The 15,720-nt window shown below is 60.4% G+C and carries 11 protein-coding genes; 6 read left to right on the top strand and 5 right to left on the bottom strand.

Features of this window, described 5'->3' with window-relative positions; genetic code table 11:
* Positions 1 to 90: 90 nt before the first annotated feature.
* The 3 genes from LVW35_RS07690 to LVW35_RS07680 form a co-directional block, all read right to left on the bottom strand.
* Positions 91 to 1,335 carry a lipoprotein-releasing ABC transporter permease subunit gene (locus LVW35_RS07690; RefSeq protein WP_233894601.1) on the bottom strand — a complete coding sequence of 415 codons (1,245 nt, stop codon included), beginning with the start codon at positions 1,333 to 1,335 and terminating at the stop codon, positions 91 to 93.
* Positions 1,336 to 1,397: 62 nt separating this feature from the next.
* Positions 1,398 to 2,081 (bottom strand): lipoprotein-releasing ABC transporter ATP-binding protein LolD, encoded by a 684-nt coding sequence (gene lolD / locus LVW35_RS07685; protein ID WP_233894600.1) that lies wholly within the window; start codon positions 2,079 to 2,081, stop codon positions 1,398 to 1,400.
* Positions 2,082 to 2,088: 7 nt separating this feature from the next.
* Positions 2,089 to 3,339, bottom strand: a complete 1,251-nt coding sequence (locus LVW35_RS07680; RefSeq protein ID WP_233894599.1) for a lipoprotein-releasing ABC transporter permease subunit — start codon at positions 3,337 to 3,339, stop codon at positions 2,089 to 2,091.
* Between the two features lie 94 nt (positions 3,340 to 3,433).
* Between LVW35_RS07680 and LVW35_RS07675 the strand changes: the two genes are divergently transcribed.
* Positions 3,434 to 4,012 carry a PilZ domain-containing protein gene (locus LVW35_RS07675; protein ID WP_233894598.1) on the top strand — a complete coding sequence of 193 codons (579 nt, stop codon included), beginning with the start codon at positions 3,434 to 3,436 and terminating at the stop codon, positions 4,010 to 4,012.
* 44 nt (positions 4,013 to 4,056) lie between these two features.
* Positions 4,057 to 4,779 (top strand): glycerophosphodiester phosphodiesterase, encoded by a 723-nt coding sequence (locus LVW35_RS07670; protein WP_233894596.1) that lies wholly within the window; start codon positions 4,057 to 4,059, stop codon positions 4,777 to 4,779.
* A 42-nt stretch (positions 4,780 to 4,821) separates the two neighbouring features.
* On the opposite strand, the gene sthA is transcribed toward LVW35_RS07670, so the two are convergent.
* Positions 4,822 to 6,216: a Si-specific NAD(P)(+) transhydrogenase gene (sthA, locus tag LVW35_RS07665; protein ID WP_233894594.1), complete on the bottom strand. Its 1,395-nt coding sequence runs from the start codon at positions 6,214 to 6,216 to the stop codon at positions 4,822 to 4,824.
* A gap of 234 nt (positions 6,217 to 6,450) precedes the next feature.
* On the opposite strand from sthA, the gene LVW35_RS07660 reads away from it, so the two are divergent.
* Positions 6,451 to 6,984 carry a chalcone isomerase family protein gene (locus LVW35_RS07660; RefSeq protein ID WP_233894592.1) on the top strand — a complete coding sequence of 178 codons (534 nt, stop codon included), beginning with the start codon at positions 6,451 to 6,453 and terminating at the stop codon, positions 6,982 to 6,984.
* Positions 6,985 to 7,156: 172 nt separating this feature from the next.
* Here the strand turns inward: LVW35_RS07660 and LVW35_RS07655 are convergent, their stop codons facing one another.
* Entirely contained in the window at positions 7,157 to 8,620 is a 1,464-nt protein-coding gene (locus tag LVW35_RS07655) for a glyceraldehyde-3-phosphate dehydrogenase (RefSeq protein ID WP_233894590.1), read from the bottom strand.
* 340 nt (positions 8,621 to 8,960) lie between these two features.
* Here LVW35_RS07655 and mfd point away from each other — a divergent pair, with 340 nt between their 5' ends.
* The 3 genes from mfd to LVW35_RS07640 are packed head-to-tail and all read left to right on the top strand — an operon-like array spanning position 8,961 to position 15,688.
* Positions 8,961 to 12,410: a transcription-repair coupling factor gene (mfd, locus tag LVW35_RS07650; protein WP_233894588.1), complete on the top strand. Its 3,450-nt coding sequence runs from the start codon at positions 8,961 to 8,963 to the stop codon at positions 12,408 to 12,410.
* A gap of 11 nt (positions 12,411 to 12,421) precedes the next feature.
* Positions 12,422 to 12,988, top strand: coding sequence for a CsiV family protein (locus LVW35_RS07645; RefSeq protein WP_233894586.1), 567 nt, complete (start codon positions 12,422 to 12,424; stop codon positions 12,986 to 12,988).
* Between the two features lie 9 nt (positions 12,989 to 12,997).
* Positions 12,998 to 15,688 (top strand): DEAD/DEAH box helicase, encoded by a 2,691-nt coding sequence (locus LVW35_RS07640; RefSeq protein WP_233894584.1) that lies wholly within the window; start codon positions 12,998 to 13,000, stop codon positions 15,686 to 15,688.
* The last annotated feature ends 32 nt before the right edge of the window (positions 15,689 to 15,720 follow it).

Here is a 15,720-nt window from a genome sequence, read left to right as displayed (position 1 = left end):
CCTCTTCGCGAGCAAGCCCGCTCCCACATTTTGATTTGTGAATACATTCAAATGTGGGAGCGGGCTTGCTCGCGAAAGCGGTGTTGAAGTCTACGAATATCTCAGGGCATGCGCCGGCTCAATCTTCGCCGCCCGATACGCCGGGTAAATCGTCGCCAAAAAGCTCAACACAAACCCGGCCGTGCAGATCAGCAGCACATCCCCACCTTGCAGCTCCGAGGGTAGGTTGCTGACGAAGTACACGTCCGAACTGAAAATATGCTGCCCGGTGACCCGCTCCACCCAGCCCACCAGCTCACTCACGTTCAGCGCCGCAATCACGCCCAATACACCGCCAATCAAGGTACCGACGACACCGATCACCGTACCCTGCACCATGAAGATGGCCATGATTTGCCGTGGCGTCGCACCGATGGTGCGCAGGATCGCGATATCCGCGCCCTTGTCGTTCACCACCATGATCAAGGTGGCAATGATATTGAACGCGGCCACGGCGACAATCATCAGCAACAGCAGGCCGATCATGGTTTTTTCCATCTTCATCGCGCTGAACAGGCTGCCCTGGGTGTGGGTCCAGTCGTCAGGCTTGTAGCCCGTGCCCAGGCTGGCGGCAATGTCCGCCGAGACCTTGGGCGCCGCGTACAGGTCTTTCACCGCCAGGCGCACGCTTTGCACCTGGTTCGGCTGCCAATGCTGGATCTCTGCGGCGTCGGCCATGTGGATCATGGCCATGGAGCCATCCAGCTCGGCGCCGACCTTGAAGATGCCGACTACGTTCAAGCGTTGCATGCGCGGGGTGATGCCACCCGGCGCAGTACTGATTTCCGGCACGATCAGGGTCAGCTTGTCGCCCACATTCAGGCGAAAGCGCCGGGCGGTGATTTCGCCGACCACCACGCCAAACTCGCCCGGTTTCAGATCATCCAGTTTGCCGCGCACGATGTGCTGAGCCACGATCGACACCTTGCCTTCCTGCGCCGGGTCGATGCCGCTGATCTCGATCGGCTGCATGGCGCCCTTGTAGGAGAACATGCCATCCATCTGTGTGAACGGTACGGCGGCCGTCACCTGCGGATTCTTCATCGCGGCGGCGGCCACGGGCTGCCAGTCGTCGATCGGGTTCACGCCGACAATGGTCGCGTGCGGCACCATGCCGAGAATGCGCGAGCTCATTTCGCGCTGGAAGCCGTTCATCACCGACAGCACCACGATCATCGCCAACACGCCCAGGGCGAGGCCGATCATCGAGGTCATCGAGATAAACGAGACAAAACGGTTGCGGCGCTTGGCGCGGGTATAGCGCGTGCCGATGAAAATAGATAACGGTCTGAACATTCGCTTGCACCGCCTGAAAAAATGAAAAAACCCGGCACTTGAAGCGCCGGGCTTGATACGGGTCAGATGGCGACCAGATGACCTTCCTGCAGGTGCAACACGCGGTCCATCTGGCGGGCCATGCTCATGTCATGGGTCACGACGAGGAATGCGGTGCGCATCTGGGTGCTCAGTTCCAGCATCAAGTCCTTGATGCCTTGGGCAGTATGGGAATCGAGGTTGCCGGTTGGCTCGTCGAGCATCACCAGCCCTGGGTTGTTGACCAGGGCACGGGCGATGGCCACACGCTGGCGCTCGCCGCCGGACAGCTCGGCCGGTTTGTGCTCCAGGCGATGGCCGAGGCCCACGCGCTCCAGCAAGGCCTTGGCGCGCCGGCGGGCTTCCGGGATCGCGGTCTTGCCGATCAGCAGCGGCATGCACACGTTTTCCAGGGCGGTGAACTCCGGCAACAGGTGGTGGAACTGGTACACAAAACCCAGCGAACGATTGCGCAACTGCCCACGGGCTTTTTCACCGAGGGCCGACAGTTCTTCACCGGCCAGCCAAACACTGCCCTGAGACGGCGTATCAAGGCCGCCCAGCAGGTTCAGCAAGGTACTTTTGCCGGAACCGGAACTGCCGACGATCGCTACGCGCTCACCCGGGTGCAGCTCAAGTTGCAGGTTGGACAGCACCACCACCGATTCCGGGCCTTCCTCGTAGGATTTGCCCAGGTCGCGGCAGCTCAGAATTGCTTTTTCACTCATGCCCGATTCACTCATAACGTAAGGCCTGCGCTGGCTGGGTACGCGCCGCGCGCCAGGCTGGATACAGGGTGGCAAGGAAACTCAGGACCAACGCAGCGCCGCCCACCATCAACACATCCTGGGTCTGTACCTGAGACGGCAAGTAGTCGATGAAGTAGACGTCTGCATTGAGAAACTTGTGGCCGATCAGGGTTTCGAGGCCGGCAATAGCGGCGCTGACGTTTAACGCGGCGAGAATGCCCACCGCCGTACCGATCAAGGTACCGACCACGCCGATCACGGTGCCCTGCACCATGAAGATCGCCATGATCTGCCCCGGCGTGGCGCCCAGGGTACGCAGGATGGCGATATCGCCCTTCTTGTCGTTCACCACCATTACCAGCGTGGAGATGATGTTGAACGCCGCCACGGCGACGATCAGCAGCAACAGCAGGCCGATCATGGCTTTTTCCATGCGGATAGCCTGGTAGAGATTGCCGTGGGTACGGGTCCAATCGCGGGCGTAGTACTGGCTTTCACCCAGATGCTGGGCGATTTCCCAGGCGCCGCGCGGCGCGTCGAACAGGTCCGCGAACTTGAGACGCAGGCCCTGCACCTGGTCCGGCTGCCAGCGATGCAGGCGCGCCAGATCGGTGAGGTTGGTCAGGCCGAGGTAGCCGTCGATCTCGCCGGCGCCGACGTGGAAGGTGCCGACCACGGTGAAGCGCTTCATGCGCGGGAACATGCCCGCCGGGGTCACGGTGACTTCCGGCGCGACGAAGGTCAGCTTGTCGCCGAGGCCCACACCGAGCTTGGCCGCGGCCTTGTCGCCGATGATGATGCCGAAGCTGCCGGGTGCCAGGTCGTCGAGTTTGCCCTGCTGCATGAACTTGTCGATGATCGAGACATTGCGTTCCTGGACCGGGTCGATGGCATTGAGCAGGATCTTCTGCACTTTGCCGTCGTTGGTCAGCAAACCCTGCATCTGGGTGAATGGCGCGACGGCCAGCACCTTGGGGTTCTGCTTGACCTTATCGGCCAGGCTTTGCCAGTCGCTGATGGGCGCATCGCCCTCAATGGTCGCGTGGGGCACCATGCCCAGTACGCGGGTGCGCATCTCATGGTCGAAGCCATTCATCACCGAGAGCACCACGATCATCACGACGACGCCCAGGGCGAGCCCGATCATCGAGGTCAAGGAAATGAACGACACAAAATGATTGCGGCGCTTTGCACGGGTATAACGCGTGCCGATAAATACGAAGAGAGGTCTGAACATGTCGGGGCTTGTTCGGAGGAAAAGAAGACGTCCCGGTGGCGGGGTCTGGTAAGCAGCTTTACACTCTGACCATTACCGCTAGCTGGGGTTCGCCATGTCGACATTAGATGAAGAAGAGCGCCGCGAATACTACCGTATCGACGACATGATCGCACTTCAAATCAAAAGCCTGTCTGCCCCCGAGGCGGCGAGCAAGGAAGTGTTGCTGGATGATTCTCCGTTGTTCAATTTACTCAGTGAATTGCACCTGAGTGAATTTGAAGCCCAGCACCTGCTGCGCCAGCTTAGCGAGAAGGATCGCACCCTCGCAGCCTTCCTGCGCGTGCAGAACAAACGCCTGGACTTGCTCAGCCAGATCATGGCGCGCGGCCTGCTGGATGAGATCGGCGCACCGCAGTCGGTGATCATTTCCGAAGGCGGCATCGACTTCCAGCACCCCACGCCCCTGCCGGCCGGCGCGCACCTGGCGGTCAAGCTGGTGCTGATGCCCCAGGCGCTCGGCCTATTGCTGCGCGCGCGGGTCACCCATTGCGACCCCAAAGGCGCGGGCTTTGACGTAGGCACGGAATTCGAAGCCATGACCGACGCCCAACGCCAACTGCTGGCGCGCTATATCCTGCAGAAACAGGCCCAGGAACGCCGCCTGGCGCGAGAGCAAAACGACGACATCTGAATTCGTATTCACTACGCCAGCCATCCTGGCGCGAAGGAGCAACTGTGACCCTGATCTACGGCCACCGCGGTGCCAAAGGCGAAGCACCGGAAAACACCCTGACCAGCTTTCAGGCATGCCTCAAGCACGGTGTACGCCGTTGCGAACTGGATTTGCACCTGTCCATGGACGGCGAGCTGATGGTCATCCACGACCCGACCCTCAAGCGCACCGCCGACCGACGTGGCAAAGTCGTCGAGTATTCGGCCGCCGATCTGGTGAAGATGGACGCACGCAAGGGCGGCCCAGGCTGGGTCAAGCCATGCCCGATCCCCCGCCTGGAAGAACTGTTCGAAAAATGCGATTTCGATCACTGGCAACTGGAAGTCAAAAGCGCTTCGCGTACCCGCGCCGCGACGACTGTTCTGGCAATCCGCGAGATGGCCGTGCGTTTTGGCCTGATGGACAAGGTCACCGTCACCTCAAGTTCGCGGGAAGTGTTGAAAGCGGCGGTTGAACTCACCCCCGACCTGTCACGTGGGCTGGTGGCGGAATATGCCTGGCTCGACCCGCTGAAGGTCGCGCAGAACTATGGCTGTGAGATTCTGGCGTTGAACTGGACGTTGTGCACCCCTGAGCGCCTGGAAAAAGCCCAGCGCCAGGGATTGCACGTGTCCGTGTGGACCGTCAACGAACCCGCGCTGATGCGCAGGCTCGCCGACTTCGGCGTAGATAGCCTGATTACAGACTTTCCCGGTTTGGCCACTGCCACTCTCGGGAATTACTGAAATCGGTCTCCCCGGCCGGCTCAGGCCACCGGCCGGAGCCGCTCAAAAAAGCCGGTTGAGGCCGTCGTAGGCGGCGACCCGATAGGCTTCCGCCATGGTCGGGTAGTTGAACGTGGTGTTGACGAAATACTTCAGGGTATTGAGTTCGCCCGGCTGGTTCATGATCGCCTGGCCGATATGCACGATCTCCGAGGCCTGATAGCCGAAGCAATGCACGCCGAGGACTTCCAGGGTTTCACGGTGGAACAGGATCTTCAGCATGCCTTGCGGCTCACCGGCGATCTGCGCACGTGCCATGCTCTTGAAGAACGCCTTGCCCACTTCATAAGGCACTTTGGCCTTGGTCAGTTCGTGTTCATTTTTACCGATCGAGCTGATCTCCGGAATGGTGTAGATCCCGGTCGGCACGTCGTTCACATAGCGCCAGCTGCCGTTGTCGACAATGCTGCCCGCTGCCGAACGGCCTTGGTCATGCGCCGCACTGGCCAGGCTCGGCCAGCCGATCACGTCACCGGCACCGTAGATGTTGGTCACGCAGGTGCGGTAGTTCTCGTCCACCTCGATCTGGCCACGGCTGTTGACCTTGACCCCGATATTTTCCATGCCCAGCTTGTCGGTGTTGCCGGTACGGCCGTTGCACCACAGCAAAGCATCAGCCTTGATCTTCTTGCCGGACTTGAGATGCAGGATCACACCGTTGTCCAGGCCTTCGACGCGCTCGTACTCTTCGTTGTGGCGCACGGTGATGTTGTTGTTGCTGAAGTGGTAGCTCAAAGCCTGGGAGATTTCCGAGTCGAGGAAGCTCAGCAACTGGTCGCGGTTATCCACCAGTTCCACCAGTACACCCAGGCCGCTGAAAATCGAGGCGTATTCACAGCCGATCACGCCGGCGCCGTAGATAATCAGTTTGCGCGGGGTGTGGCCCAGGCTCAGGATGGTGTCGCTATCGTAGATACGCGGGTGGTGGAAATCGATGTCCGCCGGGCGATACGGGCGCGAACCGGTGGCGATGATGATGTGCTTGGCCACCAGCTTCTCGACCACGCCGTTGGCGCAGACCACTTCGACGGTTTGCTCGTCGGCGAAGCTGCCGGTGCCGAAGAACAGGTCGACACGGTTACGGGCGTAGTAGCCGGTGCGCGAGGCGACTTGCTTGGAGATGACTTTCTCGGCACTTTTGAGCACGTCCGGGAACGAGAACCAGCGCGGCTCACCAATGGCCCGGAACATCGGGTTGGTGTTGAACTGCATGATCTGGCGCACCGAGTGACGCAAGGCCTTGGACGGGATGGTGCCCAGGTGGGTGCAGTTACCGCCGACTTGGCGACGGCTATCGACCATCGCCACCTTGCGCCCAGCTTTGGCAGCGTTCATCGCCGCACCTTCTCCAGCCGGGCCGGAACCCAGTACCACCACGTCGTAGTTGTAGACAGCCATGCGTACTCCTCAGAACAGGCCAGGCGTGCGGTTGGACGCCGGGCTAAATCATGCCGCGGCCAGCGGTCATGAAGGACAATTTGGCTCAAGTGTGTGAACCGGGGCACAGTCTATATAAGGCTCAACGCCGCGAACATTAACCCTTGGTCGCGTCATAGGCCAGTCTTGCCTTTACTACACCATCAGGAAATTGCAATTACACTGCCGGCAAGCCCCTTTGCAGGACTGGCCATTATGCGACATGTCGTCTGCTGTTTATTACTGATGCTGTCCATAAAGGCACAGGCCAATGAGGTGGATCGGCTGAAACAGGCCGATTTTCCGGCACAGTCCCAGCAACTGACCCTGAAAAACCAGGCGCTGCTCACCTACCTATGGGCGGATGTCTACGCGGCTGTGTTATATGCCTCGTCCGACTTGAGCGCCAAGCAGGCCTGGGCGCAACAAAAAGCGCTGCGCCTGACGCTGTATTACTTTCGCGACATCGACCGCTCTGACGTGATCAAGGCCGCCACCACCACGCTGGAGCGCCAGCAGGCCAGTGCCCGCCTGAAGCCCGAGATAGACAAACTGCACGCCAGCTTTCGGGATATCCACAGCGGCGATCGGTATGCCCTGGATTTTCGTCCGGGCCGTGGTTTGAACCTGGAGATCAATGGGCAGGTGGTGTTCAGCAGTCGTGATGGTGAGCTTGCCAGGACCTACCTGAGCCTCTGGCTGGCGCCAAATGGGCTGTCCGAACGTTTGCGTATCCAGTTGCTCAATTGAAGATTTGCGCTGGCTGAACGACCGCCTTCGCGAGCAAGCCCGCTCCCACATTTAACCGCGCTTGCCCTGAAGAAACCGGTCGAATGTGGGCTTGCTCGCGAAGAGGCCCTCAACCACAAAAAAGCCCCGAACCAGTCGAACCAGTCGGGGCTTTTTCATTCAGCACAAAAGCTTAGCGCGGGAATGCAGGCGGGTTGACCCCGGCCATGTCTTCCATCACGCGAACCACCTGGCAGCTGTAGCCGAACTCGTTGTCGTACCAAACGTAAAGTACAACGCGGTTGTCCTGGGTAATGGTCGCTTCCGCGTCCACCACACCGGCGTGGCGCGAGCCAACGAAGTCGGTGGAAACCACTTCCTGGGAGTTGACGAAGTCGATTTGCTTATGCAGATCGGAGTGCAGCGCCATGTAGCGCAGGTACTCGTTCATCTCTTCACGGGTGGCGGCTTTTTCAAGGTTCAGGTTGAGAATGGCCATCGACACGTTTGGCGTCGGCACGCGGATCGCGTTGCCGGTCAGCTTGCCGGCCAGCTCAGGCAGGGCCTTGGCAGCAGCGGTGGCTGCACCGGTCTCGGTGATCACCATGTTCAACGCGGCGCTACGGCCACGGCGATCGCCCTTGTGGAAGTTGTCGATCAGGTTCTGGTCGTTGGTGTACGAGTGAACGGTTTCAACGTGGCCGTTGACGATGCCGAACTTGTCATTCACCGCCTTCAGCACCGGCACGATGGCGTTGGTGGTGCAGGAAGCGGCGGACACGATCTTGTCGTCAGCAGTGATTTCAGCATGGTTGATACCGTGAACGATGTTCTTCAGCTTGCCTTTGCCAGGCGCGGTCAGGACAACGCGGTCAACACCCGGGCAGGCCAGGTGCTGGCCCAGGCCTTCGGCGTCACGCCATACGCCGGTGTTATCCACCAGCAGGGCGTCCTTGATGCCGTACTGGGTGTAATCCACCTCGGACGGATTCTTCGCGTAGATCACCTGGATCAGGTTACCGTTGGCGGTGATGGTATTGTTTTCTTCGTCGATGACGATGGTGCCGTTGAACGGACCGTGTACCGAATCGCGGCGCAGCAGGCTGGCGCGTTTGGTCAGGTCGTTCTCGGCGCCTTTGCGTACAACGATGGCACGCAGGCGCAGGCCGTCGCCGCCACCGGTTTTTTCGATCAGGATGCGTGCCAGCAGGCGGCCGATACGACCGAAGCCGTACAGTACAACGTCGGTGCCTTTGCGGGCAGCGGCGTTTTGCTGGCCAACCACATCGGCCATTTCTTCACGCACGAACTGCTCGGCGCTGCGGCCGGCGCCTTCCTTGCGGAATTTATAGGCCAGTTTGCCCAGGTCTACCGAAGCCGCGCCGAGCTTGAGCTCGCTCATGGCCTTGAGCAGTGGGAATGTTTCGTGGACGGAGAGTTCGCTGTCGTCGGCAGAACGGTGACGCGCAAAGCGGTGGGCTTTGAGAATCGCGATGACGGACTGGTTGATCAGGCTGCGGCCATAGATCGAGCTCACCACATTGTTATTGCGGTACAGCTGACCGATAAGCGGGATCATCGCTTCTGCGAGTGCTTCACGGTCGATCCATTCACCAAGACACTGGTCGGGCTTCTGAGTCACGGGAACCTTCCACATGTAGGGGCTGAAAAAAGGGGCTACATTATGCCGCCCGCCCGCCCTCGGAGCAATGCGCGTCCGGCAACAAAAAGTCCTTGCGAAAAATTGACACCCCGCTACAGCCCAGTAAATACGCGGGTTCCAGAAGGCCACCAATGGCACCCGCAGGACAACTTGTCCGTAACCCTCCGAAAAACGCGTACATTTTGGCACTACATATTGAGTCAAAACACACCATTGTTTGTCTTAGCCACTACATTTCCCACAAACCGTTATAGGCTCAGTCATAAACTGACAGGCGGCACCTTGGCCCGTTACAATTACCGACTTTGTCGCAACGCTTGGAGCTCAACCTTCCGTGCCCGTCCTGCGTCTACCGCTTCTCCCTGCCGCGGCAGGTAAACAGCATTGGGGCAACCTGCCCGGTGCCGCCCTGAGCCTGGCCATCGCCGAGGCTGCCAGCGCAGCCAAGCGCTTTACCCTGCTGCTCACCGCCGACAGCCAAAGCGCCGAACGGTTGGAGCAGGAGCTGAGCTTCTTCGCCCCCGATTTGCCGGTGCTGCACTTTCCCGACTGGGAAACCCTGCCCTACGACCTGTTCTCGCCGCACCAGGACATCATCTCCCAGCGCATCGCCAGCCTGTACCGCTTGCCGGAACTGGCCCACGGCGTACTGGTGGTGCCGATTACTACGGCGCTGCATCGCCTGGCGCCAACCAAGTTCCTGCTGGGCAGCAGCCTGGTGCTGGATATCGGCCAGAAGCTTGATGTCGAGCAAATGCGCACACGCCTGGAAGCCAGCGGTTATCGCTGCGTCGACACGGTGTACGAGCACGGTGAATTCGCGGTGCGTGGTGCACTGATCGACCTGTTCCCGATGGGCAGCAAGCTGCCCTACCGCATCGACCTGTTCGACGACGAAATCGAGACGCTGCGCACCTTCGACCCGGAAAACCAGCGCTCTGTCGATAAAGTCGACTCGGTCAAGCTGCTGCCCGCACGGGAATTCCCGCTGCAAAAAGACGCGGTTACCCGCTTCAAGGCGCGCTTCCGTGAACGTTTCGACGTAGATTTCCGCCGCTGCCCGATCTTTCAGGACTTGAGCAGCGGGATTACCCCGGCCGGTATCGAGTACTACCTGCCGCTGTTCTTCGACGAAACCTCCACCCTGTTCGATTACCTGCCCCAGGACACTCAAGTGTTCTCGCTGCCAGGTATCGAACAAGCTGCGGAAAACTTCTGGAACGACGTGCGCAATCGCTATGAAGAGCGCCGCGTCGACCCGTCCCGTCCTCTATTGCCGCCCGCTGAGCTGTTCCTGCCGGTGGAAGACTGCTTCGCGCGCCTGAAAAGCTGGCCGCGCGTGGTTGCCAGCCAGCAGGATGTGGAAACCGGCGTCGGCCGCGAGCGTTTCCCTGCGGGAACGCTGCCGGATCTGGCGATCCAGGCCAAAGCCACGCAACCACTGGAAGCTCTGTCCAACTTCCTCGGCGACTTCCCCGGCCGCGTGCTGTTTACCGCCGAGTCCGCCGGCCGCCGCGAAGTGCTGCTGGAGTTGCTTGAGCGCCTGAAGCTGCGACCGAAAACCGTCGACAGCTGGCCGGATTTCGTCAAAAGCAAAGAACGCCTGGCGATCACCATCGCACCGCTCGACGAAGGCCTGTTGCTGGATGATCCGGCCCTGGCGCTGATCGCCGAAAGCCCGCTGTTCGGCCAGCGCGTGATGCAGCGCCGTCGCCGCGAAAAACGCGCCGATGCCAACAACGATGCGGTGATCAAAAACCTCACCGAGCTGCGTGAAGGCGCGCCGGTGGTGCACATCGATCACGGCGTCGGCCGCTACCTGGGCCTGCAGACTCTGGAGATCGATAATCAGGCCGCCGAATTCCTCACCATGGAATATGCCGAGGGCGCCAAACTCTATGTGCCGGTGGCCAACCTGCATTTGATTGCGCGCTACACCGGCAGCGACGACGCCCTGGCGCCGTTGCACCGCCTGGGTTCGGAGACCTGGCAGAAAGCCAAGCGCAAGGCCGCCGAACAAGTGCGCGACGTCGCTGCCGAACTGCTCGACATCTATGCACGCCGCGCGGCGCGCGAGGGTTACGCGTTTGCCGACCCGAAAGCCGACTACGCCACCTTCAGCGCCGGCTTCGCCTTCGAAGAAACCCCGGACCAGCAAACCACCATCGAAGCCGTGCGCGCCGACATGCTTGCGCCCAAGCCGATGGACCGCCTGGTCTGCGGCGACGTGGGTTTCGGCAAGACCGAAGTGGCCATGCGCGCCGCCTTCATCGCCGTGCACGGCGGCAAGCAAGTCGCGATCCTGGTGCCGACCACCCTGCTCGCCCAGCAACACTACAACAGCTTCCGCGACCGCTTTGCCGACTGGCCAGTGACCGTGGAAGTCATGAGCCGCTTCAAATCGGCCAAGGAAGTGAACGCCGCCATCGCCGATTTGGCCGAAGGCAAGATCGACATCGTCATCGGCACCCACAAGCTGCTGTCGGACGATGTGAAGATCAAAAACCTCGGCCTGGTGATCATCGACGAAGAACACCGCTTTGGTGTACGTCAGAAAGAACAGCTCAAGGCCCTGCGCAGCGAAGTCGACATTCTTACCCTCACCGCCACGCCGATTCCGCGCACGCTGAACATGGCGGTGTCGGGCATGCGCGACCTGTCAATCATCGCCACGCCACCGGCGCGCCGTTTGTCGGTGCGCACCTTCGTGATGGAACAGAACAAGAGCACAGTCAAGGAAGCGCTGCTGCGTGAACTGCTGCGCGGCGGGCAGGTTTATTACCTGCACAACGACGTGAAGACCATCGAAAAATGCGCCGCCGACCTCGCCGAGCTGGTGCCGGAGGCGCGTATCGCCATCGGCCACGGGCAGATGCGCGAGCGCGAACTCGAACAGGTGATGAGCGACTTCTACCACAAGCGCTTCAACGTGCTGATCGCCTCGACCATCATCGAGACCGGCATCGACGTGCCGAGCGCCAACACCATCATCATCGAGCGCGCCGACAAGTTTGGCCTGGCACAGCTTCACCAATTACGCGGCCGCGTTGGGCGCAGCCACCACCAGGCCTATGCCTATCTGCTGACGCCACCGCGCCAGCAAATCACCGGTGATGCGGAAAAACGCCTGGAGGCCATTGCCAACACCCAGGACCTGGGCGCCGGCTTTGTACTGGCCACCAACGATCTGGAAATCCGTGGCGCCGGCGAACTGCTGGGCGACGGCCAGAGCGGGCAGATCCAGGCGGTGGGTTTCACGCTGTATATGGAGATGCTTGAGCGCGCGGTGAAAGCCATCCGCAAGGGCGAGCAACCGAACCTCGATCAACCGCTGGGCGGCGGGCCGGAAATCAACCTGCGCTTGCCGGCGTTGATTCCCGAGGATTACCTGCCGGACGTGCACGCACGACTGATTCTGTACAAGCGCATCGCCTCGGCCACCGATGAAGAAGGTCTTAAAGACCTGCAGGTGGAGATGATCGACCGTTTCGGCTTGCTGCCGGAACCGACCAAGAACCTGGTGCGCCTGACCCTGCTGAAATTGCAGGCCGAACAGCTGGGCATCAAGAAGGTCGACGCCGGGCCGCAGGGTGGACGCATCGAATTCGAAGCGCAGACCCCGGTGGACCCGTTGGTGCTGATCAAACTGATCCAGGGTCAGCCCAACCGTTACAAGTTCGAAGGGGCTACGCTGTTCAAATTCATGGTGCCGATGGAACGTGCCGAAGAACGCTTTAATACCTTGGAGGCGTTGTTCGAGCGCCTCATCCCGAAATCTGCTTGAAGGACGCCCCAATGCGCCTGTTCCGCATTTTGAGCTTGTTGTTGGTAGTAATGGCACCTGCGGCGTTCGCCGACAGCCCGTACCAGGTGGAAATGATCCTGGTGCGCCAGAACGCCGAGCCGATGATCAACAGCCGTGCCGCGCCGGAAAACTGGGATGCGGGGGCAGCGCGCCTGGGCGATAGGCTGAGCCCGCCGCGCCTTTCCAATATTGTCGATAAGCTGCGTGCCGATTCCACTTACACGGTGCTGTTACATAAGGCGTGGGAACAGAACCTTGGCGAGCAGCCGGTCAAGGTCGCGATCACCGACGGCCAGGAGCAGTTCGGCCAGTTTCCCATCGAGGGCGTATTGAGCCTGCAATTGGGGCGCTTTACCGATATCGATGCGAACTTCTGGATCAACCAGTTCGACGCCAACGGCAACGTGATTGCCAGCGAGCACCTGAGCCAGACCGACGTGCGTACCAAGAACAACCAGCTCAACTACCTGGACGGTGGCCACCTGGCGCTGCTGATCAAGATCACCTCGCTGACCGCCAAGCCACCCAGCGCGCCACCGCCCGATATTCAGGACTGATCCAGCACCATGTCCCTGACGTCGCCCTTGACCAAACCCCTGGCTCCTTCGTGGGCCAATCGCTTTAAAGAGCAAAGCCTGGAGCGCGGGCGACGTTATGCCCTGGAAAACCGAGTACGCATCGTCGAGTGCGGCGACAGCACCATCGTCGCCAGTTGCGAGGGTTCGGGTGGCAATGTGTATCGGCAGACCATTTCGCTGCGCGAATCGGCAAAGGGCACATTGATCCTGGTGGACAGCCGCTGTACCTGTCCGGTGCACACCAACTGCAAACACATCGCCGCGGTATTGCTCAAGGTCCAGGAAACCCTGGCCTACCCCGCCGCCGCACAGGATGCCGAACTGCTGGGAAAACTCCAGGCTGTGCTGGAAAACCGTGCGGTGCTGCCGCAAGTGGTGATGGAGGATGTGCTGCCGGTGCCGCGCCTGTGGATGGCCAGTGTCGAGTTCAGCGCCTTTGAACCGCGCAATGGCAAGATGCAGCGCTATATCCAGCACCGGGCGGCGCTGTCGTTCAACTACCTGGGCAACTACGTCAGCGGGCAGAAAAACGCCGACATCATCGTGCGTCAGGACACCCAAAGCCTGCGGATCAAGCGACATCCCGAACTGGAACAACCGTATCGCGAACAACTGCGCCTGTTGGGTTTCAAGATCGCCACGCGCCAGAGCAAGGCGCTGCCGGAAAGCGCCGGCGAGTTGTTCGAGATGGTCAATGACAGTGCCTGGCTGAACTTCACCCTCAATGCTTCGCCGACGTTGAGGGCCGAGGGCTGGGAGCTGCAGATCGATGAGGATTTCGGCTTCGACCTGAGCGCCGTCGATGACTGGTACGCCACGGTTGACGAAGGCCCGGAGCGTGATTGGTTCGACCTGGAGCTGGGTATCATCGTCAACGGTGAGCGGCTGAGCCTGTTGCCGATCCTGCTGAACCTGATGCGCTCCCACACCGAGATCCTCAACCCGGAGAAACTTGCGCGGCGCCGCGATGATGAGCTGATCCTGGTGAACATCCCAGGCCTGCCCAATGGCCACGGCCCGATACAAGTCGCGCTGCCCTACGGCCGATTGAAACCGGTGCTGGCGACCCTCGGCGAGTTCTACCTACAGGACGCCGGCACCACCACGCTGCGCCTGGCCAAGGCCGATGCAATTCGGCTGAACCCACTGGAAGACCTGCCGCTGCAATGGGAAGGTGGCGAGAAGATCCGTAACTTTGCCCAGCGTCTGCGGGATATCAAGGATTTCACCTGCGTGGCGCCCAAGGGGCTGAACGCGACCTTGCGTCCTTACCAACTGGAAGGCTTGAGCTGGATGCAGTCACTGCGCCAACTGGAGGTTGGCGGGATACTTGCGGATGACATGGGACTGGGCAAAACCCTGCAGACCCTGGCGCATATTCTCAGTGAAAAAGTCGCCGGTCGCCTGGATCGGCCATGCATGGTAGTGATGCCCACCAGCCTGATTCCCAACTGGCTCGATGAGGCGGCGCACTTCACTCCCCAACTCAAGGTGTTGGCGCTGTATGGCGCAGCACGTAAGAAACATTTTGCCAATCTAAACGACTACGATCTGCTGCTGACCACCTACGCGCTGCTGCCCAAGGACATCGAACAGCTAGCCGCCCAGCCCTTGCACGTGTTGATCCTCGACGAAGCCCAGTACATCAAGAACCCCTCCAGCAAGGCGGCCCAGGCGGCTCGCGAGCTGAACGCACGCCAGCGCCTGTGCCTGAGTGGTACGCCGCTGGAAAACCACTTGGGCGAACTGTGGTCGTTGTTCCATTTCCTGCTGCCGGGCTGGCTCGGTGATGTAAAAAGCTTCAACCGCGATTACCGCGTGCCCATCGAAAAGCGCGCCAGCGATGTGCGATTGCAGCACCTCAATGGTCGGATAAAACCCTTCCTGCTGCGCCGCACCAAGGAACAAGTGGCCACCGAGCTGCCCCCCAAGACCGAGATCATCCACTGGGTCGAGCTCAATGAGGCCCAGCGCGATGTGTACGAAACCATGCGCTTGGCCATGGACAAGAAAGTCCGCGACGAAATCACCCGCAAAGGCGTGGCGCGCAGCCAGATCATCATTCTTGAGGCGCTGCTGAAGTTGCGCCAGGTGTGTTGCGACTTAAGGCTGGTCAACGACGCATCCCTACCCGCCCGTGGCAGCAGCTCGGGCAAACTCGATAGCTTGATGGAAATGCTTGAGGAGCTGTTTGAGGAAGGCCGGCGGATCCTGCTGTTTTCCCAGTTCACCTCAATGTTGAGCCTGATCGAAGTCGAGCTGAAAAAAAGGGGCGTGGCTTACGCACTGCTCACCGGCCAGACCCGGGATCGACGTACGCCGGTGAAGGACTTCCAGAGCGGCAAGCTACAGATTTTTCTGATCAGCCTGAAAGCCGGTGGCGTAGGCCTGAACCTGACCGAAGCCGATACGGTGATCCATTACGATCCCTGGTGGAACCCGGCCACGGAAAACCAGGCGACTGACCGTGCGTATCGCATCGGTCAGGAGAAGCCGGTGTTCGTCTACAAGATGATCGCCCGGGGCACGGTGGAGGAGAAAATCCAGCATCTGCAGAAGGAAAAGTCCGACTTGGCGGCGGGCGTGCTGGATGGGCGGACCACTGGGGATTGGCAACTGGGCAACGAGGATATCGAAGCGTTGTTTGCGCCATTACCGAATAAGCAAGAGAAGCGCTGAATGTTAGATCGCCTTCGCGAGCAAGCCCGCGA

This window comes from Pseudomonas sp. HN11 (genome assembly GCF_021390155.1).
Taxonomy (GTDB): Bacteria; Pseudomonadota; Gammaproteobacteria; order Pseudomonadales; family Pseudomonadaceae; genus Aquipseudomonas.
The sequence above is the reverse complement of the archived record's forward strand: the minus strand, read 5'-3'. Positions and strand labels throughout refer to the sequence as shown.